Source organism: Zhongshania aliphaticivorans (assembly GCF_902705875.1).
Classification (GTDB): Bacteria; Pseudomonadota; Gammaproteobacteria; order Pseudomonadales; family Spongiibacteraceae; genus Spongiibacter; species Spongiibacter aliphaticivorans_A.
The window spans coordinates 210,546-232,989 of the sequence record NZ_CACSIK010000002.1 but is presented as its reverse complement, the minus strand read 5'-3'; the positions used below and the strand labels follow the sequence as shown (position 1 = coordinate 232,989).

Annotated in this window: 23 protein-coding genes; 11 read left to right on the top strand and 12 right to left on the bottom strand. The window is 47.6% G+C overall.

Features of this window, described 5'->3' with window-relative positions; all coding sequences use genetic code 11:
- The first annotated feature begins 3 nt into the window (after positions 1-3).
- Both rdgB and AELLOGFF_RS14555 read left to right on the top strand, forming a co-directional pair.
- On the top strand, positions 4-618 hold the full coding sequence (gene rdgB / locus AELLOGFF_RS14560; RefSeq protein WP_159269626.1) for an RdgB/HAM1 family non-canonical purine NTP pyrophosphatase: 615 nt from the start codon (positions 4-6) through the stop codon (positions 616-618).
- A gap of 2 nt (positions 619-620) precedes the next feature.
- Complete coding sequence (locus tag AELLOGFF_RS14555) at positions 621-1,265, top strand: 2Fe-2S iron-sulfur cluster-binding protein (RefSeq protein WP_159269625.1); 645 nt, start codon at positions 621-623, stop codon at positions 1,263-1,265.
- A 230-nt stretch (positions 1,266-1,495) separates the two neighbouring features.
- Here the strand turns inward: AELLOGFF_RS14555 and AELLOGFF_RS14550 are convergent, their stop codons facing one another.
- From AELLOGFF_RS14550 to AELLOGFF_RS14530, 5 genes are all read right to left on the bottom strand, one after another.
- Entirely contained in the window at positions 1,496-1,705 is a 210-nt protein-coding gene (locus tag AELLOGFF_RS14550; RefSeq protein WP_159269624.1) for a BrnA antitoxin family protein, read from the bottom strand.
- Positions 1,698-1,991 (bottom strand): BrnT family toxin, encoded by a 294-nt coding sequence (locus tag AELLOGFF_RS14545; protein WP_159269623.1) that lies wholly within the window; start codon positions 1,989-1,991, stop codon positions 1,698-1,700. Before AELLOGFF_RS14545 ends, AELLOGFF_RS14550 begins: the two co-directional genes overlap by 8 nt.
- Before the next feature lie 131 nt (positions 1,992-2,122).
- Positions 2,123-2,473 (bottom strand): hypothetical protein, encoded by a 351-nt coding sequence (locus tag AELLOGFF_RS14540; protein WP_200842738.1) that lies wholly within the window; start codon positions 2,471-2,473, stop codon positions 2,123-2,125.
- Complete coding sequence (locus AELLOGFF_RS14535; protein WP_159269622.1) at positions 2,464-2,874, bottom strand: hypothetical protein; 411 nt, start codon at positions 2,872-2,874, stop codon at positions 2,464-2,466. The genes AELLOGFF_RS14540 and AELLOGFF_RS14535 overlap by 10 nt, the downstream gene beginning before the upstream one ends.
- The gene (locus AELLOGFF_RS14530) at positions 2,855-3,574 is read right to left on the bottom strand and encodes an HNH endonuclease signature motif containing protein (RefSeq protein ID WP_159269621.1); all 720 of its coding nucleotides are present in this window, start codon (positions 3,572-3,574) and stop codon (positions 2,855-2,857) included. Before AELLOGFF_RS14530 ends, AELLOGFF_RS14535 begins: the two co-directional genes overlap by 20 nt.
- Positions 3,575-4,215: 641 nt before the next feature.
- Here AELLOGFF_RS14530 and AELLOGFF_RS14525 point away from each other — a divergent pair.
- Positions 4,216-5,856: a TIGR03545 family protein gene (locus AELLOGFF_RS14525; RefSeq protein ID WP_159269620.1), complete on the top strand. Its 1,641-nt coding sequence runs from the start codon at positions 4,216-4,218 to the stop codon at positions 5,854-5,856.
- A gap of 83 nt (positions 5,857-5,939) precedes the next feature.
- Here AELLOGFF_RS14525 and fba read toward each other — a convergent pair whose 3' ends face one another.
- From fba to tkt, 4 genes are all read right to left on the bottom strand, one after another.
- Complete coding sequence (gene fba / locus AELLOGFF_RS14520) at positions 5,940-7,004, bottom strand: class II fructose-bisphosphate aldolase (RefSeq protein ID WP_159269619.1); 1,065 nt, start codon at positions 7,002-7,004, stop codon at positions 5,940-5,942.
- Positions 7,005-7,092: 88 nt separating this feature from the next.
- A complete protein-coding gene (locus AELLOGFF_RS14515; RefSeq protein ID WP_159269618.1) occupies positions 7,093-8,256 on the bottom strand; it encodes a phosphoglycerate kinase in 1,164 nt (387 codons plus the stop codon).
- Positions 8,257-8,379: 123 nt separating this feature from the next.
- A complete protein-coding gene (locus tag AELLOGFF_RS14510; RefSeq protein ID WP_159269617.1) occupies positions 8,380-9,381 on the bottom strand; it encodes a type I glyceraldehyde-3-phosphate dehydrogenase in 1,002 nt (333 codons plus the stop codon).
- Positions 9,381-11,378: a transketolase gene (gene tkt, locus AELLOGFF_RS14505; RefSeq protein WP_159269616.1), complete on the bottom strand. Its 1,998-nt coding sequence runs from the start codon at positions 11,376-11,378 to the stop codon at positions 9,381-9,383. Before tkt ends, AELLOGFF_RS14510 begins: the two co-directional genes overlap by 1 nt.
- A 163-nt stretch (positions 11,379-11,541) precedes the next feature.
- On the opposite strand from tkt, the gene AELLOGFF_RS14500 reads away from it, so the two are divergent.
- The 5 genes from AELLOGFF_RS14500 (at position 11,542) to metF (ending at position 16,771) form a co-directional block, all read left to right on the top strand.
- Positions 11,542-11,979 (top strand): low molecular weight protein-tyrosine-phosphatase, encoded by a 438-nt coding sequence (locus tag AELLOGFF_RS14500; RefSeq protein ID WP_159269615.1) that lies wholly within the window; start codon positions 11,542-11,544, stop codon positions 11,977-11,979.
- Between the two features lie 142 nt (positions 11,980-12,121).
- Positions 12,122-13,153: an ArsR/SmtB family transcription factor gene (locus AELLOGFF_RS14495; RefSeq protein WP_159269614.1), complete on the top strand. Its 1,032-nt coding sequence runs from the start codon at positions 12,122-12,124 to the stop codon at positions 13,151-13,153.
- 46 nt (positions 13,154-13,199) lie between these two features.
- Positions 13,200-14,408 carry a methionine adenosyltransferase gene (gene metK / locus AELLOGFF_RS14490; protein ID WP_159269613.1) on the top strand — a complete coding sequence of 403 codons (1,209 nt, stop codon included), beginning with the start codon at positions 13,200-13,202 and terminating at the stop codon, positions 14,406-14,408.
- A gap of 36 nt (positions 14,409-14,444) precedes the next feature.
- Positions 14,445-15,836, top strand: a complete 1,392-nt coding sequence (ahcY, locus tag AELLOGFF_RS14485) for an adenosylhomocysteinase (protein WP_159269612.1) — start codon at positions 14,445-14,447, stop codon at positions 15,834-15,836.
- A gap of 101 nt (positions 15,837-15,937) precedes the next feature.
- Entirely contained in the window at positions 15,938-16,771 is an 834-nt protein-coding gene (metF, locus tag AELLOGFF_RS14480) for a methylenetetrahydrofolate reductase [NAD(P)H] (protein WP_159269611.1), read from the top strand.
- A 106-nt stretch (positions 16,772-16,877) separates the two neighbouring features.
- Here metF and zntB read toward each other — a convergent pair whose 3' ends face one another.
- A complete protein-coding gene (zntB, locus tag AELLOGFF_RS14475; RefSeq protein WP_235035692.1) occupies positions 16,878-17,912 on the bottom strand; it encodes a zinc transporter ZntB in 1,035 nt (344 codons plus the stop codon).
- Positions 17,913-18,038: 126 nt separating this feature from the next.
- On the opposite strand from zntB, the gene AELLOGFF_RS14470 reads away from it, so the two are divergent.
- Complete coding sequence (locus AELLOGFF_RS14470) at positions 18,039-18,917, top strand: LLM class flavin-dependent oxidoreductase (protein WP_159269767.1); 879 nt, start codon at positions 18,039-18,041, stop codon at positions 18,915-18,917.
- 22 nt (positions 18,918-18,939) lie between these two features.
- Here the strand turns inward: AELLOGFF_RS14470 and AELLOGFF_RS14465 are convergent, their stop codons facing one another.
- Positions 18,940-19,359, bottom strand: a complete 420-nt coding sequence (locus AELLOGFF_RS14465; RefSeq protein WP_159269610.1) for a MarR family winged helix-turn-helix transcriptional regulator — start codon at positions 19,357-19,359, stop codon at positions 18,940-18,942.
- Between the two features lie 251 nt (positions 19,360-19,610).
- Here AELLOGFF_RS14465 and AELLOGFF_RS14460 point away from each other — a divergent pair, with 251 nt between their 5' ends.
- Both AELLOGFF_RS14460 and AELLOGFF_RS14455 read left to right on the top strand, forming a co-directional pair.
- Positions 19,611-20,207, top strand: coding sequence for a cytochrome b (locus AELLOGFF_RS14460; protein WP_159269609.1), 597 nt, complete (start codon positions 19,611-19,613; stop codon positions 20,205-20,207).
- The gene (locus AELLOGFF_RS14455) at positions 20,204-20,785 is read left to right on the top strand and encodes a YceI family protein (RefSeq protein WP_159269608.1); all 582 of its coding nucleotides are present in this window, start codon (positions 20,204-20,206) and stop codon (positions 20,783-20,785) included. The genes AELLOGFF_RS14460 and AELLOGFF_RS14455 overlap by 4 nt, the downstream gene beginning before the upstream one ends.
- A 132-nt stretch (positions 20,786-20,917) precedes the next feature.
- Here the strand turns inward: AELLOGFF_RS14455 and AELLOGFF_RS14450 are convergent, their stop codons facing one another.
- On the bottom strand, positions 20,918-22,333 hold the full coding sequence (locus AELLOGFF_RS14450) for an ABC1 kinase family protein (protein WP_159269607.1): 1,416 nt from the start codon (positions 22,331-22,333) through the stop codon (positions 20,918-20,920).
- Between the last annotated feature and the right edge of the window lie 111 nt (positions 22,334-22,444).

Genomic DNA, 22,444 nt, shown 5'->3' with positions numbered 1-22,444 from the left:
GCAATGACACATTCAGACACTAACACCGTGGTCTTGGCCAGCGGTAATCGCGGCAAGCTACAAGAACTAAATGATTTACTCGGCCAGCTAGGCATCACGCTGCGCAGCCAAGCCGATTTTGATGTGGTAGAGGCCGAGGAAAACGGCCTGAGTTTTATCGAAAATGCCATTTTAAAAGCCCGCAACGCCGCACGGCAAAGCGGCTGCCCAGCGCTGGCTGATGATTCAGGACTCTGTGTAGACGCCCTCGGCGGAGCTCCGGGCATTTACTCCGCCCGTTACGCTGGCGAGCACGCCCAAGATGCCGACAACAATACCAAATTATTAGCCGCGCTCGACGGTGAAACAAATAGAAACGCCCACTTTCACTGCGCTCTAGCCTTTGTTCGCCATGCCGACGACCCCGCGCCCCTGCTATGCGAAGGCCTTTGGCAGGGCTCAATTCTTACTTCGCCACGCGGCAATAATGGCTTTGGTTACGACCCACTTTTTCTGGTCAACGACCTAGATCTTAGCTCCGCAGAACTCAATAAAGCGCAAAAGAATCAAATGAGTCACCGAGCGCTCGCGCTAAAACAGTTATTACCCAGATTGCGTGCTGAATATCTTGGTGCTTAGCGGTGCTCACTCTCAGCACCATAACACCGCCGTTTAGCTTATCCCTTTATCAGGACGAAACACTCCTTGAGCAATGTCTTGCCGCGGGACTAGCTGTGACTCGCAGCTGTCGAAATGGCAATTGTGGCCGCTGCGACTGTCAGCTGCTAAGCGGCCAAGTAAAATTGTCCAATGGCAACATTGTACAAGCTACTGCCAACGTAGCGCTGTGTATTAGCTATGCACTCAGCAATGTCCAATTCCAGTCTATTCCGCTTATACAGCAACCGTCATATTGGCGCTGTCAATTAAAGGGAACACAACACCTGCGCCTGCCAGCCGGCAGACAAACCCCGCCCCACGCGGGAGACATCTGCGCACTACTGCATGAAGATACCGTCGAAATTAATGAGGCGGTCAGGGTAGAAGGTCGAAATATCATCCTGCAAAAACCAATACAATTCGCCAAGCAAGCAGCGGGACTCAGTATGATCACGATTGACCGGCAATATCAGGGACGTTATTCCTTATGGCGTGAAACACCACTACAAACACTGTTACTCTGGGACAATATTAACTACTTGAGCGCAGTAGCCGCTCAAGCTGCTTATCGAAAAAGCCCTGACACCGGAAGCTATATAGTGTATTTCAATCGCAACACGTGTTGATTCACCCTCAAGATGTCCACTTTGGCCACCGGTAAAATGGTCCGTGGCCAACTTATAGTAAGGTGCTTTTATCGTGCGCCATAAACGACGGCATAGGTAAATTAGCGGGCAATCGCCAAGGTAAATTGAAGGAAACAATCCATCGTTAGCGGACACTGAGCGGAGTAATTCTAAAGCCTCAACGCCTCAAACAGCAGCGCGCATCGACTGCTTTGATTTGTTAACAGTTTTTACTTCCACTCAAGTTTTAAATCCTTATGCGACTGCGCGCAGTCCCTAAGATAAAGATTAATTAGACTTTGGTAAGGCATATCTTTGTCGTCGGCGAGCTTTTTAAAATACTCAATTGTGTCTTCATCAAGTCGAATAGTGACTTGCTTCTTAAGTTTCTTAGCATAAGGATTTTTAACGGACTTTGAAAAATCGTAGTGATCACGCATTTCGATAACCTTCATATACTTTACGTTCTCGTTTATCCGCTTTTCGAGCTGAGATAACCCGAATTACTTCACCTTCCCTGATGCAATGACAAACGACTAATAGACGAGAATTGATACTTGTTCCAAGAAGCAGGAATCGATCTTCATCCTCAGAATGGTCTGGGTCGGCAATTAAACGGGCAAATTCATCAGTGAATACCGTTTTGGCCTCGCTAAAAGATACCCCATGTTTCATAAGGTTGGAGGCATCCTTGGCCGAATCCCATTCGAAGGTCAGATGATTCATCCCTTAATTATAATTACATTGTAGTTACAGTCAACAGACCGAAAAGGAGCGGTGAACTAGTGCTTTACGTACTGTTAACGCCGCATTAAGCGGACTAAAATAGTGGGTTATAATGTGTAGCGAAGCGAAACCTAACCCACTGTTTTAGTTCCGTTTAAATGCCTTGTTATATTTTTATACCCACGAACTTTATCAAATAACTCTGTTAAAATCCGATTGTTCGTATTTTGCAAAAATTCAGAAAGTAATATTGCTCTAGATTGCTGGATAAAGTTAAATTCTGATTCAGCGACACAAGAAAGGATGGTGACATCAGCTCCTTCTATTTCATTGACTATAGACTTTTTCAATGCGATGACTTCTAAGCAAGAGTTATAGTCAGTTGAAATATGAGTAATTAAGATGTCTATGTCTTTATATTGACTGCTTCCTTTAAAATATGAACCATAACCATATACAGATATCATCAATTTTAAAGCCAACCATTTTCTTGAAATCGTTCACGTTCATACTCTGTAAGGTAAGTCCAATACTCCCTTTTGTTTATAGCGGCCATGAATCCAGCGGTATCATACACACCAACCTGATCAGACATACAATTACGCTTAACATCTAGTGAATAACCACACCAATTAGAACTGATAACTACAGCTTGTAATGGTCCATAGTTTTCACATGACTCTACATATTCTGCAGTATCAAAGGAGTAGCACTCACAAATGAATACTTTTAATCTGCGACCATCAGTCAGTTCAAGGCTATAAACACTAGGGTTAACACGCTCAATTGTGTTTACTTTTGAATGCTCACGCATACGTTGTTCAAAAAAATTATAGTTTCCGTAATAGCTCATCCATGGAAAATTATCGTTGTGTGCTGGCATCTTCTTCTCCAAAAACTAATTCTTCAAAATCTGTAGGAAAACGTAAAACTGCTTGATACGGAATATCATCATTGACCCATGCTTCATAGCTCTCTACATGCATTATAAATTTACTAATAATTCGTTGTTCAAGCTTAGAAAATAACTCTCTATTTTCCTGTAATATTTTTACCACTTCACGGTTATTTGGAATGATTGTGGAAAGTCGAGCAGAGGTCCATAGAGCGTGTACTTGATCGTTATTAGGGTTTCTTCGGGCATTATCAGACAGTGGGCCATATTGGTTCCATGCTTGATGATTTTCAGACATATAAATTGAGATTTTATCTTTTAACTGATCCGTATTTTCAAATTTTTCTACACCAAGTCTATTTGAAATAAAGCTCTCGTGTTGATTTTTCATTTCAAGGAGAAGATCTACAGGGTATTCTGCTTCATTCTCTTCTTTATCAATCAATGTGTGGTGAGTAGGACATAATAGTATTAAGTTCTCATAACTATCACGTTCAGTGCTTGATTGTGATTGGTCATATCTATTTGAACCTGGCTTATTTCCTTTTATATGAGCCATTTCTCCAAGCGTATAAGGTGCAACTCCTGCGGCCTGCTCTACAGAAAGCTTTTCAGCGCAACCTGAAAAGGAACATATTCCTGCCGCATTTGACCATAGTAGTTTTATTGATTTATTTGTAATAGCCAATGGGACTCCTGTGAGCTATAACTAAAAATATAACAGCATTATTATGAAGACTGGTGCCTTATAACACCTTGGCTCTCTATCTCCAGGCCCGAATTCAGAATGGCGCCAAAAACCCTAGCGATATCATGCACTTGATTGTATTTCGTGGAATTGACTATCGGCGTTAGCAAGACGCGTCACCTCTATTTTTTCTTAAATCCCTTCTCCTGATCATAAACCCATACCTCAAGAAATCAACAACTTAGATTTCGATCTACGGAATTAGTGATCCCGCTTCTAGTGAACAAGCTCGTCGCTGGCGTGAACGGGTTGGCCAGTTTTAGTTGACCACTACAGAGAGCTTGGATTTCCATCGCCCAAGAGCCTTAATTCGGCCATTTTATGGTTCAAAGTGAGGTCAACTTATGGGGAAATGTACTCACGGCGGTGTAATCTGCAAGGTGAAACATTTCTCACCACCCACTGCACTTATCGCGTGCATAAATGTCAAAACCGCAGGGCGGTGTTCAATATCATTATTAACAGCTTATGCTCACGCCTGAACGCAATAATTAGCTTAACAAGATAGAATGTAACCAAAATGATTATCGTTGGTATCCACTTTGTGGTGAATACCGCACAACATCTGGAGAAGCAGTCTCATGTTCAAACGGATTTTTCAGGGTGTCCTGATCCTACTCGTCATAGTAGTAGCAGGCGTCGTATTTGCCCTAGAGCCCATCGCAAAGTTTATGATTGAACGCGAAGGCAGCAAACAAGTTGGTGCCCGCGTTAATGTCGACAGTGTCGATATCAGCTTCTACCCCACCCATGTTGCGCTCAACGGTTTAACTGTCGCCAACCCGCAGGAACCCATGCGGAATTTACTGCAGAGCGAAAAAATCTCTGCAGATGTAGATGCCAAAGCCTTACTTAAAATGCAGGTCATTGCCGATGAAGTGCTTTTATCCGGTCTGCAAATGTACACCGAACGCAGCACTCCCGGTACATTAGATGGCAGCATGCCACCGCCTAAAGAAGAAGACAGCAGCAGTGGTATGCCCACTATCACACTGCCAGACCCCGATGCCCTGCTCGCAGAAGAAAAGGCCACCATCCAAGCCGAAGTCACCGACATTCAAAATGGCTTTAGTCAATTAGAATCAAAGTGGCAGGACAAAGCGGCAAAAGTGCCAGACCAAGCCCAGTTTGAGCAATACAAACAACGCTGGAATGATTTAAAAAACAAAAATGTCATCGAGCGCATTGCCGGTGCCAAAGAATTACGTGACGACATAAAAGCAGAGCTCCGCCAGTTTGATAACTTAAAAGAAGACTTATCAAACGATTCCGCTGAAATAAAGTCACTGAGCTCGCGCGCCGCGACACTGCCCGCCAACCAGTCTAAACGCATGTTATCAAAATATGGCTTAGACCAAGGTAGTGAAGGCATGTTGCGCTTTCTACTTGGCGATGAGGTCAACACTATGGTGCAACGCGGCCTTAGCCTATACCAAGAAACCATGGGTAATATGGCTGCAGAAGAAGAGGCTCCAGTAAGTACCGAGCCCGCTGCGGAATTACCGGTCAATATTTTGATTCGTAAGATTTTGATTGATGGCTATCAAGTGATTGGCGGTGAAAAACTCGCTTACTCAGGTGAGATAAACGACGTTACCGACAAGCAAGATTACTGGAACAAGCCGATTACTATGGCGCTTAGCGGTGGCATGGAAGAAAAGTCACAGCTTGTTATCGACGGTATCTTTGATCAGCGTAATGACACCCTTAAAAGTGTTTTTAATATGGGCCTAAAGCAGTTAGCCCTATCTGGTGTTTCACTGTCGCAAAGTCCAGAACTCCCCTTGCAATTAGAGCAGGGTATTGCCGATATTGCCGCCAATTTCTCAATCAATGGCGACAACCTCAGCGGCTCTGTAGAGGGCTTGATCAATCAAGCAAAATTATTACTTAGCAATACCGACAACAAGACCGCAACCCTGCTTGCTGCAGCGCTGGAAGACGTTACTAAATTGGTGATGGATTTGAGTGTTAACGGCACCGTGAACGACCCTGCTATCAAACTTAAATCAAACTTAGATAGCATATTAGGTGACGTGTTGGGGGCTGAATTGAAAGCGCAACTTGGCGAGGTAGAGGACAAACTCAAAGCTAAGCTCAGTGCGGATTACGGGCCACAAATTGCAAGTTTGCAAGATAAGAAGAACATGTTGAGCCAATACCAAGATCTGCTCGGTGACCGTGAAGCCGCCTTGCAAGCACTGATGAAAGAATTAATGTAAACGCATTAGCTCTTCACACAGTTCAGAAAACAAAAAAGGCGCGCCTCATAATGAGGAGCGCCTTTTTTCTAACTCAATACAGCTTATTTAATTTTTGGATTTAAGCGACCAGAGTCATATTCCATATACATGGCTTCTAAACTCATTGGTTTAATTTTTGACGCGTTACCTGCGGTGCCAAACGCTTCGTAGCGTGCCACACAAATTGCCTTCATTTCTGTGATGGTTTCTTTCAGGTATTTGCGCGGATCGAACTCACTCGGGTTCTGCGCCATAAAGCGGCGAATCGCACCGGTAGATGCCAAGCGAAGGTCGGTATCAATATTGACCTTGCGAACACCGTGCTTAATTCCCTCGGCGATTTGCTCAACGGGCACCCCGTAAGTTTCAGGAATTTCACCGCCGTATTCATTGATAATCGCCAGCCAATCCTGAGGCACACTTGAACTGCCGTGCATGACCAAATGAGTGCCAGGAATGCGCGCATGGATCGCTTTAATACGATCAATAGCAAGAATATCGCCAGTAGGTGGGCGAGTGAATTTATAGGCGCCATGGCTTGTACCACAGGCAATCGCGAGGGCGTCCACCCCAGTTTTAGCAACAAAATCTGCGGCTTCTTCTGGGTCTGTCAGCATTTGCTCGTGAGATAATGTGCCCTCTGCACCCACGCCGTCTTCTTCTCCGGCTTGTCCAGTTTCAAGTGAGCCTAGGCAACCCAGTTCACCCTCAACAGAAACACCGCAGGAATGCGCCATGTCGACAACTTTACGGGTTACATCGACGTTGTAGTCGTACTCAGCAGGTGTTTTGCCGTCTTCTAATAATGAGCCATCCATCATCACCGAACTAAAACCAAGCTGCATAGAGCGCTGGCAAATAGCTGGGCTAGTGCCGTGATCTTGGTGCATAACGACGGGTATTTCTGGAAATTCTTCAATGGCGGCCAGAATCATATGACGCAGGAAAGGTGCGCCAGCGTATTTACGCGCACCGGCAGAAGCCTGCATGATCACGGGACTATTAGTCTCACGCGCGGCTTCCATAATTGCGCGAGTTTGCTCCAAATTATTGACATTAAATGCGGGTACGCCGTAGCCATACTCGGCCGCGTGGTCCAGCATTTGACGCAGACTGATAAGTGCCATTGTGAGTTCCTTTTAAGTTTTACTAAATGTATTTAGATGCCCAAGAACTGGTGCTTATAACCAGCCTTATTTGCGACGCTCAGATCAATTAGCTTTGTGCTCGTGCCTCTAAGATCGCCACCGCTGGCAATGTTTTACCTTCTACATATTCTAAAAATGCACCGCCGCCGGTCGAGATATAAGACACTTGATCAGCAATGCCAAATTTATCAACAGCAGCTAGGGTATCACCCCCGCCCGCAATGGAAAATGCACTAGACTCGGCAATGGCACGGGAGATGTCCTCGGTGCCATCTGCAAATTGGTCAAACTCGAATACCCCTACTGGGCCATTCCATATAATAGTGCCAGCTTGTTTCAGTATTTCGGCAAGACAAGCAGATGACACCGGACCAATATCAAAAATCATATCGTCATCGCCGACATTTTCTACTGGCCGTAGCGTTGCAGGCTCATTAGCGTCGAATTTTTTCCCGGTCATCACATCGGTCGGAATAGGAATTTGACACTTCTCCATTAAGGCCTTGGCTTTTGGAATCAGGTCTTCTTCATATAATGACTTGCCAACATTGTGCCCTGCGGCGGCAAGAAAGGTATTGGCAATACCACCACCGACCACCAACTGGTCTACTTTATCAGATAAAGTCTCCAACACCGTGAGCTTGGTCGACACTTTAGAGCCACCGACTATCGCCACAAAAGGCCGTGCGGGATTGGCCAGAGCGCGTTCTAAATTATCTAACTCACTCGCCAACAATGGCCCTGCACACGCAATAGGTGCGTATTTAGCAACCCCGTGGGTCGATGCTTGTGCACGGTGAGCCGTGCCAAAGGCATCCATAACAAACACATCACACAATGCCGCATAGGCTTTTGCTAAATCGTCACTGTCTTTCTTTTCACCAGCATTAAAACGCACATTTTCTAGCAGGGCGAGCTGGCCATTTTCAAGGGTCACACCCTCTTGCCAGTCATTGAGTAAGGCAACGGGCGCACCCAATGCTTCACTCAAATATTCTGCAACGGGCTTTAATGAATATTGCTCATCAAACTCACCCTCTGTCGGGCGGCCAAGATGTGACATAACAATGACTTTTGCACCCGCCTCCAGCGCCAACTTCAATGTTGGCAAGGCAGCACGCAAGCGCGCATCTGAACTGACTTTGCCTTCTGCAATGGGGACGTTAAGATCTTCTCGGATCAGTACTCGCTTGCCGGCCAGATCCAAATCCTGCATTTTAATTACTGCCATGTTCTATTCCCTATTTTCCCGAGAGCCACTAGCCGTATCGGCCAGACTAATTACCTAGGTTGCCGACACCCCACGTGCCGCCAATCTCAATATTCTTCATGCAAGATTCGCGCTGCCCACTGCCTACGACAACCAATGTGCCGTCACATCTAGCATCCGATTTGCATAACCCCACTCATTATCAAACCAAGTAAATAAGCTCACCAACTCGCCCGTTACCCGTGTTTGCCCCGCATCAACTATCGCCGAGCGTGGATCGTGGTTGAAATCACAGGACGCAAGCGGTTCATCGCTATACCCCAAAATGCCGGACAAGCGCCCTCTCGCGGCCATTTTAAGTGCCACATTCACATCTTCTACACTTACGTCGGCGTTTAAGCTTACCGTTAATTCCATCGCCGAGACATTATGAGTTGGAATGCGCACTGCCCGCGCTGCAAAACGACCATCAAGCTCAGGAATTATTCGCCCAATACCCGCTGCCAAACCGGTATCAACCGGGATCATCGACAGCCCTGCGGCGCGTGTTTTTCGTAAATCGGTGTGATGATAGGCATCCAATACCGGCTGATCATTCATGGCTGAATGGATGGTTGTGATACAACCCGAGCGCACCCCAAACGCCTTATTCAGCACGTCGATCACCGGCACAATGCCATTTGTAGTGCACGATGCGTTGGAGACGATGCGCTGTTCAGGGTCTAACTCCTGATGATTGAGCCCATACACTATGGTCGCAATACCCGGCTCGCCAGGTTGAGACAATAATACATGACGAGCGCCGCGCTCAATATGGGCCTCTAGCTCGGCATAACGGCTAATGACACCAGAACACTCGAGGACGACATCAATATTGTGGCGAGTCCAATCCACATTGGCCATGTCGTCATCATGGCTTACCGCAATGACATCACCATTAATCACCAATGTGCCATGACGAAACTCAACCTCGCCGGGAAAGCGGCCATGGGTACTATCGAACCGTGTTAAATGCGCTATTGTCGCCAAATCTGCTGGTTCATTAATGGCGACAATTTGCATTTTTTCACGCAAAGGTGACTCATAAAGGGCGCGCAATACACAGCGCCCTATTCGGCCGTACCCATTTATGGCCAGTCGCAACATTAGTCTAGGCAATCCTCAACGGCTTCTACAACAGCGTTAGCAGTGATACCAAAATATTCGAATAAATCAGCTGCTGGCGCCGACTCACCGAAGCTATCCATACCCACAATACGACCGTCCAAACCAACATATTTGTACCAGTAATCGCGATGTGCTGCTTCAACTGCAACCCGGGCTGGCACACTGCTTGGCAGTACCGACTCACGGTAATCACCGTCTTGGCTATCAAACACATCAGTGCTTGGCATAGACACAACGCGGATTTTTTTGCCCTTAGCGCTCAGTACTTCTTGCGCAGCCATTGCCAGCTTCACTTCTGAACCGGTTGCAATAATGATGGCTTCTGGCTCACCGTCACAGTCGCTGAGCACATAAGCACCACGGGCAATATTGGCTAGCTGAATGTCGTCACGTTGTTGGTGCGGCAAACCTTGGCGTGTGAAAATCAAGGCACTTGGACCATCAGCACGCTCCAACGCCGCTTTCCAGGCAACCGCAGACTCGGTCATATCGCAGGGACGCCACAAAGACATATTCGGCGTGCCACGCAAACTCGCAATTTGCTCAATTGGCTGGTGAGTTGGGCCATCTTCGCCCAAGCCGATAGAATCGTGGGTGTATATATGAATGACCCGCTGGCCCATGATGGCGGCCATGCGCACGGCATTACGTGCGTATTCCATAAACACCAAGAAGGTGGAACCGTAATTAATAAAGCCGCCATGCAGGGCAATACCGTTCATCATGGCTGACATGCCGAATTCACGAACACCGTAATGCAGGTAGTTGCCGCTGGCGTCTTTTGCCTCTATCGCTTTGGCTCCGCCCCAAATTGTTAAATTTGAACCTGCCAAGTCGGCAGAGCCACCTAGAAGTTCTGGCAGCATGGCACCGTAGGCATCCAAGCACAGTTGTGATGCTTTGCGTGTTGCCACGTCTTTAGATTCAGCTTGGCACTGAGCAATATAGGCATTGGCCTTTTCAGCAAAACCAGCCGGTAAATCCCCCGCAGATCGGCGCCCAAACTCCGCCGCCAATTCTGGGTATTCTGCCGCATAGGCATCAAAGACATCGTCCCACGCTCCTTCAAGCGCCTTACCTTTATCTTGCGCATTCCAGCCATCATAGATGTCAGCAGGGATTTCAAACGGCGCATGTGGCCAGCCCAAGGCTTCGCGAGTCAGGGCAATTTCCGCCTCGCCCAATGCTGCGCCGTGGCTTTCTTCTTTGCCTTGCTTATTAGGTGAACCTTTACCAATAATGGTTTTACAGCAAATTAATGTCGGTTTATCTGACTCTGCCCGTGCCGCTTCAATAGCACGCGCAATCTCTGCACTGTTGTGACCGTCAACGGCGGGAATCACATGCCATCCGTAAGCTTCAAAACGAGCTGGGGTGTCATCGGTGAACCAACCTTCAACTTCACCGTCAATGGAAATACCGTTGTCATCGTAAAATGCAATCAGCTTACCCAGACCTAAAGTTCCGGCCAGTGAACACACTTCGTGGGAGATTCCTTCCATCATGCAGCCATCACCAAGGAAGGTGTAGGTGTAATGATCGACAATATCAAAACCATCGCGGTTAAACTGTGCAGCCAATACTTTTTCGGCCACCGCCATACCTACGGCATTGGCAACACCTTGTCCCAATGGGCCGGTAGTGGTTTCTACTCCAGGCGTGTAACCGTATTCAGGATGGCCCGGCGTGCGGCTATGCAGCTGACGGAACTGCTGCAAATCTTCAATCGACAGATCGTAACCAGAAAGGTGCAGCAAAGAATAAATAAGCATGGAGCCATGACCGTTAGACAACACAAAACGGTCGCGGTTAACCCAAGATGGATTGCTTGGGTTGTGCTGCAAATAGTCACGCCATAAAACTTCGGCAATATCTGCCATGCCCATTGGGGCACCTGGGTGACCAGAATTGGCTTTCTGAACGGCATCCATACTAAGGGCGCGAATGGCGTTAGCGAGATCACTGCGAGAGGGCATCGGTGGCTCCTGAAATTTTAGCGGGCAACAAAGAGGCGGTATTTTCCACTACCGGCGGCAAGACAGCAAATACCAGAACCGTAAAAATGGCCAATTTACTTGCGCGAGGCGACAGCTAAGGCGAAAATTGCCAACTCAAGGAACAAATCAGGCTAAAAACCCCATGTTCAACAATATTTTGATGGTATGCATTGGAAATATTTGCCGCAGCCCGTCTGCCGAATACTTGCTAAAACACAAACTCGCTCACAAACCCAATGTCATTGTCCACTCTGCCGGCCTTGGCGCGCTCGTCGACAAACCCATCGACCCCAGCGCAGGACAACTTCTCACCGCCAACGGTGTTGACGCAGAGGCGCACCGCGCCCGACAACTTAGCACTGATATGCTGCTCAAAGCTGATTTAATTTTGGTGATGGAACAGCGTCATATAAAAGGTGTTACCGATCTTGCTCAGCAAGTTAGCGGCAAAACGTTTTTACTGGGCAAGTGGTCACAGAATCAGGCCGTACCTGACCCTTACCGTAAAAGCATGGAAGCCTTTGAACATGTTTACAAACAGATCGACCAATTTACCGATGACTGGTTGAAATACCTCTAAGGCCGCCAGAACAATAACAATCGCAGGCATGGCTATTTATTTGGCCATGCCGAATAAGCGGCCACGAAATCGAAATTTACAGCCTCAAAAACTATATCAATATATTTTGATATAGATTGCGAGCCCTGCTACACTGCGCAGCATGAAAGCTGCCGCCCATACCCCGAGCACAAGCACCACCCTTGATACCGAGCTTTTGCAACTATGCAAAGCGGGCGGCGATAGCTTGCGTCTGCAGGTTTTACGGGTGCTAAGCCGGGACGCCTACTCCGTCCAGGAGTTATGCCATATCTTGGATTGCCGACAATCCGGTATGAGCCACCACCTTAAAACCCTGACTGTTGCGGGTCTCATTACTAAACGCCGCGAGGGCAATAGCCTTTTTTATCGCCGCACTTACACCCCCAGCCTTCCCGCTCTGAGCGCACTTCACAACGCGCTACTTAGCAGCGCGGACTTAATCAGTTTGGCACCGGAACAACAGGCGCGGCTTGAGCAGGTATATATTGAGCGCGCAGATCGCTCGCGACTCTTTTTTGCCGAACATGCTGGTGAGTTTGGAGAGCAACAAGAACAAATGGTGGCCTACAGCGTTTACGGCCAGAGCTGCCTAGAACTACTGCGCAGCAGCCAAGCCAACGGCGGCAAGTTAGCAATAGAAATTGGCCCCGGTGAAGGCGCCTTTTTAGCCGAACTGTCACCGCATTATGACAAGGTGATTGGTCTAGACAACGCCGACGCCATGCTGAAGCGTGCCGACGAGTACATCAACCAGCAGGCCTTGAAAAATGTCTCGCTGATGCTTGGCGACAGCCGCGACCCCAGTCTTCAGCAAGACGCGGCAGACTGCGTGGTTTGCAATATGGTGTTACACCACGTGCCGTCCCCCGCTGACATCTTTAAAGATGCGGCTCGGCTGCTAAAACCCGGCGGCCTATTTTGTGTTACCGATTTATGTCGCCACGATCAGAGCTGGGCGCGAGATGCCTGTGGCGATTTATGGCTGGGCTTTGAGCCTGACGATTTAAGCGAGTGGGCACAGGCCAGTGGCCTGCAGGATGGGCCCGCTGCGTATTTGGCGCAATTAAATGGATTTCGAGTACAGGTTCGGCAATTTGTAAAACCGGATCATTTTCATACAACGATACCAACACACCAGGCCCGACACTCATAACTTATTGTCGGTAACTGGAGTGACTAACCACAGAGGACCTAGCAACATGTCTGACTACAGTATATTTACATCAGAGTCCGTATCGGAAGGACATCCAGACAAAATGGCCGATCAGATTTCTGATGCGGTACTAGACGCCATTATCGCTCGCGACAAATACGCGCGTGTTGCCGTTGAAACACTGGTTAAAACCGGCATGGCCATTGTTGCTGGCGAAGTTAGCACCTCTTGCTATGTCGACTTAGAAGACATTATTCGCGACGTTATTACCGGCATCGGCTACAACAGCTCAGACGTCGGTTTTGATGGCGCGAGCTGCGCGGTTCTCAACGCCATTGGCAAACAGTCTATCGATATCAACCAAGGTGTCGATCGCGCAAAACCAGAAGACCAAGGCGCCGGCGACCAAGGCTTAATGTTTGGTTACGCCACCAACGAAACTGAATCGTTAATGCCCGCCCCGCTGTTTTATTCTCACCGCTTAGTGGAGCGGCAAGCACAGCTGCGCAAAAACGGCAGCTTGCCTTGGCTGCGCCCTGACGCAAAAAGCCAAGTCACTTTACGCTATGAAAATGGTGTACCTGTGGCTGTCGACGCGATTGTACTTTCAACCCAGCACAATCCAGAAATTTCCCAGGCTGATTTGCAAGAAGCGGTACGTGAAGAAATTATCAAACACGTTCTGCCCGCTGAACTGCTTCACGCCGGCACAAAATTCCACATTAACCCCACTGGCAACTTTGTAATTGGCGGCCCTGTCGGTGACTGTGGTTTGACGGGACGTAAAATCATCGTCGACACCTATGGCGGCATGGCCCGTCACGGTGGTGGCGCATTCTCTGGCAAAGATCCATCTAAGGTTGACCGCAGCGCTGCTTATGCAGGTCGTTATGTGGCCAAAAATATTGTCGCCGCCGGCCTAGCGGATCGCTGTGAAATTCAAGTTTCCTACGCCATTGGCGTTGCCGAGCCCACGTCGATCTCTATCAATACGTTTGGCACCGGCAAAGTCAGCGACGCCAAACTAATTGCCGCTGTACGTGAAGTCTTCGACCTGCGACCTTACGGCATCACCACCATGCTTGACCTAGCTCACCCCATGTATCAACCCACTGCCGCCTACGGTCATTTTGGTCGCGACCCTTACGAGCACACTTATACATGGAAGGACAACGGCGAAACTAAATCAGAAACCAGCACTGCTTTTAGCTGGGAAAAAACCGACCGCGCAGATGCACTGAACAGCGCACTGTAATTTCGCGGCAAATTAACAAAGACAAAGGACAATATTATGACAGCAACACAAGCAGATTCAGGATTCAACGATTACAAAGTAGCTGACATCAGCCTAGCCGCTTGGGGTCGTAAAGAACTCAGCATTGCCGAAGGCGAAATGCCAGCGCTGATGGCTTTGCGTAGCAAGTACGGTGCAAGCAAGCCCTTAGCCGATGCAAAAATTCTTGGTTGTATCCACATGACGATTCAAACCGGCGTGTTAATTGAAACCTTGATTGAGCTCGGCGCCGAAGTACGCTGGTCATCTTGCAATATTTTCTCTACCCAAGATCACGCTGCCGCCGCTATTGCTGCAGCAGGTATTCCCGTCTTTGCGTGGAAAGGTGAAACCGAAGAAGAATACGAATGGTGCCTAGAGCAAACCATCCTTAAAGATGGCCAACCTTGGGATGCCAATATGGTGTTAGACGATGGCGGCGATTTAACTGGCCTGCTACACCAAAAATACCCGCAAATTATGGACGGCATTCACGGCATTACTGAAGAGACCACAACAGGTGTTCACCGTCTGCAAGAGATGCTGAAAAAAGGCGAACTGAAAGTACCCGCTATTAACGTAAATGATTCTGTCACCAAGTCTAAAAACGACAACAAATACGGTTGCCGTCACAGCTTAAACGACGCTATCAAACGCGGCACAGATCACCTGTTATCAGGCAAAAAAGCATTGGTTATTGGCTATGGTGACGTAGGCAAAGGCTCTGCCCAATCACTTCGCCAAGAAGGCATGATTGTTAAGATCAGTGAAATTGATCCTATCTGTGCAATGCAAGCCTGCATGGATGGCTTTGAAGTTGTGTCACCTTACAACAATGGTCTTAACGACGGCACAGAAGCCTGCATCAACACCGCTGTATTGGGCAACACCGACCTGTTGGTTACCACCACCGGCAACGTCAATGTCTGCGACTCAAATATGCTAAAAGGTCTGAAAAACGGCTGTGTAGTTTGTAATATCGGCCACTTTGACAATGAAATTGATACCGCCTTCATGCGCAAAAACTGGCAGTGGGAAGAAGTTAAACCACAGGTTCACCTTGTCTATCGCAACAAAGCAGAAAACGATCACCTGATTCTGTTATCTGAAGGCCGTTTGGTTAACCTTGGCAATGCAACGGGTCACCCAAGCCGTATCATGGATGGCTCATTCGCCAACCAAGTACTTGCGCAAATGTATTTGTACGAGCGTCGCTTTGCCGACATTGATGCCAGCTTAAAAACCGATGCTATCACCGTAAAAGTGCTGCCTAAAAAGCTAGATGAAGAAGTCGCAGCCGACATGGTTGCCGGATTTGGCGGCGTTGTTACCCAGCTCAGCCAAGCTCAGGCAGACTACATTGGCGTCAGCGTAGAAGGCCCGTTCAAACCTGAGAGCTATAAGTATTAATTAGTTGGACGACTGGTGTCGGATGGCTGAGGAGTAGCCCTAGATGGCTTACTTTAGACTTCCGACACTGGCCCACACGCTCAACACCACGGAACATTATCATGGCAAATCGTTACAGCTTTGAATTTTTCCCACCCAAAACCGAAGCGGGTCGCGAAAAATTAAAAGACACTCGCAGCCAATTGGCATCACTAAATCCCGAGTTTTTCTCAGTGACATACGGTGCTGGCGGATCTACCCGCGACAACACCCGTGACATTGTGCTGGAAACCAAAAAAGCCGGCTTGTCGGTGGCGCCACATTTGTCCTTCGGTGGCGATGAAGAGGCTGATATTTTAGCCCTTCTTAATAGCTATAAAGACGCAGGCATTGACCGCATCGTCGCACTGCGGGGCGACATTCCGTCAGGTATGGGAGCAACGCGCTTAATTTACGCCAGAGGGCTCGTAGAATTTATTCGCAAACACACCGGCGACCATTTTCAGCTAGAGGTAGCCGCCTACCCAGAAATTCATCCTGATGCGAAAACCTATGACGCCGACATTGGCTTTTTAAAAGACAAGCTCGACGCCGGTGCCGACAGCGCGATTACCCAGTATTTCTTTAGTGCTGACTCGTATTTTTACTTTATGGATGCCTGTGAGAAAGCCGGCATTAGCAAGCCGATTTATCCCGGCATAATGCCCATTACTAATTTTACAAACTTGGCGCGATTCTCTCGTAACTGTGGTGCTGACATTCCGCGCTGGTTGGCGCAAAAACTAGAAGGTTATGGCGACGACCAACAAAGTATTATTGAGTTTGGTAAAGAGTTTGTCACCGAGCTTAGTCACATCCTAATGGAAGGCGGCGCTCCCGGTATTCATTTTTACAGCATGAATCAGGTTGAGCCGATAAAAAGCATTGCCCAAGCAGTTATAGAGTCACACCCTTAAACTGTGATTCAAGCAACGGATGGCAGTTAACTGCCATCCGTTGCTTGGGTATTTCTCGAATCAAGCCACTGCACCACCGCGATCAGACCGCATCCATTCAATACCTTTACAGCCATTTTTTATAGCGGAAGAACACCAATAGGGCACCGGATATTGCGACGAGTATTCCAATAAAAATCGCAAAGGCATCGCCATTGTCAGCGCCAGGAATACCTCCCACATTTATACCCAGCAGTCCGGTCGCAAACCCCAGCGGTAAAAAAATCGCCGACACAATCGACAGCACGTACATTCGATTGTTCGACTCTTCCGAAATCTGATTGACCAACTCTTCTTGGCTGACCGCAGCGCGCTCACGAATACTGTCTAAGGTTTCTATATACTGCGCTAAGCGATCACTCACCTCCCTAACGTGACGCCGCTGATCATCACCAAACCAAGGCAAACGCTCACTCTGCACCCAACTCAACGCATCCCGCTGCGGTGCCAAATAACGCCGCAGAGCAATGGATTGACGACGCACCTGTCCCAGCTCACTGCGCAGTTTTGCACGCGCACTGCTAAGTAAGTTTTCTTCTAGCTCATCAACTTTATCTTCCGCATTATCAATGGGCCCCGCCATACGTCGAACCAGACGATCGCATAGCATCGCCACAAATTCAGAACTCGTTTCTGGCCCCTCTCCCTCTTTAAAACTACGAACAATGTCATCAACTGATAACAACTGACGCTTTCGCGAACTGATAATCCGGTGCTCATGAACAAATAAGCGTATAGAAACCATATCTTCGGGATCGGCTTCTGGGTTCATATTTACACCCCGCAAGGCCATTAACAGGCCGCCACAGTGAGACGTTGCTCGCGGACGGGTGTCTTCTGCCACTAAAGCAGAAATAGCGATGTCGTCCAAACCACTATGGTCCTCCAGCCAAGACAAGGTTTCCGGCTTGCTGTAATCGAAATGTAGCCACAGCAAACCCTGCTCTGGCTGCCAAGTGGACAATTCCGCCTCGCTAATATCTCGAGCACCACCCTGACCATCGAGTATTTTCGCGTACACTAAAAACTCATCCATTCCGAGTATCTCTTTATTTAAGCTTGTCACCGATAATCGCACAGCAACACCATGACGAACAATCATTCAGTACTCACGGTATTGAGCAAACCGTCTCGTCACATCAATAAGACTGGGAGCTGTTGCTATACGAATAACACAAGGTAGTCAGACCTCCTGAATCCTAAAATAATAATCTTACTGGAATGAATGATGAAAATTGGTATTTGCCTTCCCTATATGCAATCTGGCATCAGCCGCCAAGACTTTAAGGACTGGTGTCACATCATAGACCAAGGGCCGTTTTACAGCTTATCTTGTGGTGAACGTATTACTGGTTACAGCTATGAAATGCGCAATATCTTGGCGTTTGCCGCCGCTAAGACTGAGCGTGTAAAAATCATTCCTGCTCTATACGTTCTCCCTATGCATAGCGCTGTACAAGCTGCCAAAGAAATAGCGACGCTAGACATCCTCTCTGAAGGACGCGTTATGCTCACCGTCGGTGTCGGTGGCCGAGAAAAAGACTATCAAGCCTTGGATGCCAGTTTTAAAAATCGCTTCCAGCGAATGGATGATCAAATCGCAACCATGAAGAAAATATGGCGCGGCGAACGCTTGGACGGCCTAGAAGAAATTGGCCCCACACCAATTCAAGCCGGGGGCCCAGCTATTCTTGTTGGTGCTATGGGCCCCAAAAGTATCAACCGAGTCTCGAAATGGGCAGACGGTTTATACAGCTTTGCGATGGATGGCAATGCTGACCTGATCAAGCATTTCTTCGACTCTGCAGACAGCGCATGGCAAGTATCTGGACGAGAACACAAACCTTACCGCATGGCCGGATTTTGGTACTCACTCAGCAATAACTCTAAAACAGCACTGGGCAACTACGTGTTTGATTATCTAAAAACCTTTGGCGAAAAAGACGCCCGAGATATTGCCAACACCATGACAATGCATGATCCCTCGGCCATTAAAGACGGCCTAGATGCGATAGAGGCCTTGGGCTGTGACGAAATTCAATTGGTGCCAGCCACGGCTGATATTTCTGAGGTAGACCGCTTAGCAAACCTGATTGCTGGCCGGTAAATACTTGATCAATTAAACCGTGCTATTTTAATTTTGCACAAATTTCCAGCAAGGTACTTAGCTGTTTGTCCGTCACATTTTCGGTCAGTTCATCTGCACAGTGAATACAGGTGACTAGCGCATCATGGTATATCTCCACCCCCGTTGCGCTCAGTTTGACCAAGCTATACCGCGCATCTCGCTGATTAACCTCTTTTTCAACCAAGTGTAATTTCTGCATGGGGTTCAGCTTTTTGGTGATACCCGATGCCGACAAACTCACCGCGTCAGCTAGTTCGGTACGGCTCATGGTATGGTCTGTTGCCATATTCAGGTGATGCATCACCATAAACTCGGCAAAACTAATACCGTGAGCACTTAGCTTTCGATCAGCTCGTTTCACAAATGCAGCGCTTAAACTAACAATATCTGTCAATAAATTTAATGAACTATGCAAGGTCACAAATAAAGCCCCTAGTACTTGAAAGGTAAAGTATCTATCAACAATACTTCAGATCGAGAGCAAGCGCAATAGCAAGCCGCAATCGAGGGGTAATTTAAAAAATATCACCCTAGTCATCACGACCAATACGACCCACCACCGCTTTACATTAATTAAACTGATTAATATCCGCTAAATTTTGCACTTTTATATGAATTTATTGTTTATATACTCAGTCTATACGCAAACATCGTGCAATCAGGGGACGCACCATGCCAATAAAAAATACTCGCAGCCGCTATGGCTGGATAAGCATGGGCTTACATTGGCTTATGGCGCTGGTGGTAATTGCCATGTTCGCGCTAGGCATTTGGATGCGCGAACTATCCTACTATGACCCTTGGTATCAAGATGCGCCCGCCATCCATAAAAGTATTGGCATCATTTTATTTACCCTATTAATCGGCCGTATTATCTGGCGCAATATTAATATTCGTCCTCTTGACGATCCCGCCCTCAAACGCTGGGAGCGCATAACTAGCCACCTCGCCCATTTTGCGCTATACGGTTTAATGTTAGCGTTGATGGTCGCTGGTTATTTAATATCGACCGCCGACGGTCGACCCATTCAGGTATTTGATTGGTTTAGCGTACCGGCAACCTTATATGGCATTGCCGAACAAGAGGATATTGCCGGTGAGATTCACGAGATTCTCGCATGGGCACTTATTTTACTCGCCGGTGTTCATGCGCTCGCAGCATTGAAACATCATTTTATTAACCGCGACTCGACCTTGCTCAAAATGCTGGGGCGAGACGCCAAAAACATCACTCCTGTACACTCTACTGAAAAGGAAAATGGACTATGAAAAAACTCATCGCACTTGGCTTTACCGCACTTCTTGGCTTCAGCGGAGCCTTGCACGCTGCAGAATATAAAATTGACACTGCAGGGGCTCATGCCTTCATTCAATTTAAAATCAAACATCTTGGTTATAGCTGGCTATATGGCCGCTTCAATGATTTTGAAGGACGTTTTAATTACGACCCAGCCAAACCCGAAGCATCGACGGTTGATGTCACCATCAAAACCTCCAGCGTCGACAGCAATCACGCCGAGCGTGACAAGCATTTGCGAGGTAAAGATTTCCTAGAGGTCGAGAAATTCCCTATCGCCACCTTTAAAAGCATCAGCTTTACCCCACTAACGGACGGTAAAGCTGAACTAAAAGGTACGCTCACACTGCACGGTGTAACTCAGCCGGTCACTATTGCGGTGTCAGAAATTGGCGGCGGCAAAGACCCATGGGGTGGTGTGCGCCAAGGATTCCACGGCACAACCGAAATCGCCCTTAAAGATTTTGGTATTACTAAAAATCTCGGCCCCGCCTCGCAAACGGTAGAGCTGATCTTAGATATAGAAGGTATTGCGCAATCAATGATGTAGTACTGTCCATATTACTTTAATGCTGGTATGAACTTTATTGGTCTATAAGGCTCAAAGCTTAGGAATGACCCTCATCCAGTTTCAATTTATTCGGCCGCTTTGCGGCCTTTTTTATGCCTTCTCTTTTTATACCTACTCTTTGGGTGAATAGGTTTCTAACACATCATCTGCAGTAAATTGTGCATCTAATAGCGCAATCAAAGCATAAACCCCCATTAACTTTCTCATCACATACAGAAAATCTTTAGGAGGCAGGGCAAAATATTTGCTGATCGATGCCGCCACTGCGCGCTTGACTATTCGCTGTGGTAAACCGCTATGACGCCAGCAATACTGCCCATCTTCAGTAAGTGCTCGGGCAGGCACAGTGTCATCAATTTTTCGCAAAGGCTCTGCGATATCAACACCAATATCAACAAAATTATCAAGAACTGCCTGAGGGAAATGGGGCTTCATAAACCCTAGGCTAATTGCACGCTGTAAAAACTGGGCTTTATCCCGTCCACACGCGGCCAACAACATATCGCAAAACTCGCTGGCAAAGGCATTGGGCAATAAGCGCATTGCACCAAAATCTAAAAGTACTAATTTGTCATCTGTGCCGTTGCTATCAATGCGCACTCGAAAATTACCAAAATTGGGATCAGTTTGCATACGTCGCCATGTAAACAATTCCGTGAGAAATAAATCCAAGACCGCTCTGCCCAAACGATTACGTCGAGCTTGCGATAAATCCGCAACTTCTGCCGCGTTAACCGATACCGCCTCCTCGTAACTCATACAAAGAACACGACGTGTGCAAAATTGCGGGTAGCTTTTTGGCACGACAAATCGAGAATCATCCGCTAATGCTTGGTAAACAAAATCAAGGTCGCGGCGCTCTTGTTCGTAATCCACTTCTTTATGAAGCAACAAGCGGATATCACCAAACCAATCATCTAAATTCCGGGTACTCGGCATAAGTCGAGATACCTTTAAAAGCTGCATCACCGCGCTAAAATCAGCGTCAATGGTGTCATCCACCCCCGGATACTGAATCTTTATACACAGCGCTTCGCCAGTTTCTCGCAACACCGCGCGATGCACCTGCCCCAGTGATGCCGCCGCCAAGGGTTGTTCATCTATCTCTAAGGCCAATAACGCCGACTCACCTAATTCTTTCACCAACACGGGCCTTATGGCTCGCCATGACATGGGCGGCGTATTATCTTCAAGCTTGTGTAAGGCCTCTGCCACCTCCGGAGGCATTAAGTAATCACCATAGGTCGCCATCATCTGGCCGATTTTCACCACGCTGCCTTTTAAGCGGCCCAGCTCCTCAACAAAAAAATCAATATTCTCTTTTCGTTTCGCCAATGCGGCTTCTTCATCGCCACCAAAGCGCTGCAAGATGGATTGCCGCACAGCACGCGCACCGTATCTCGCGCCTAATTTTGATAGCGCCAAGCGCCGTGAAAACGCGCCAGTTTTAAGGTGATGTAGTGATTCATCATTTTTACTCATACGCTGGCGTACACCTACTTTAAATAGCGATTTATCCAATGACATACTGTAAACCGTGAGCGGTCTTCCTCTGGATTGCTGACGGTATTCCACATTCTGACTCGTGCTACGACCACTATTCCTTTACATTGAGTCCACAGTAATAACAAACCACTA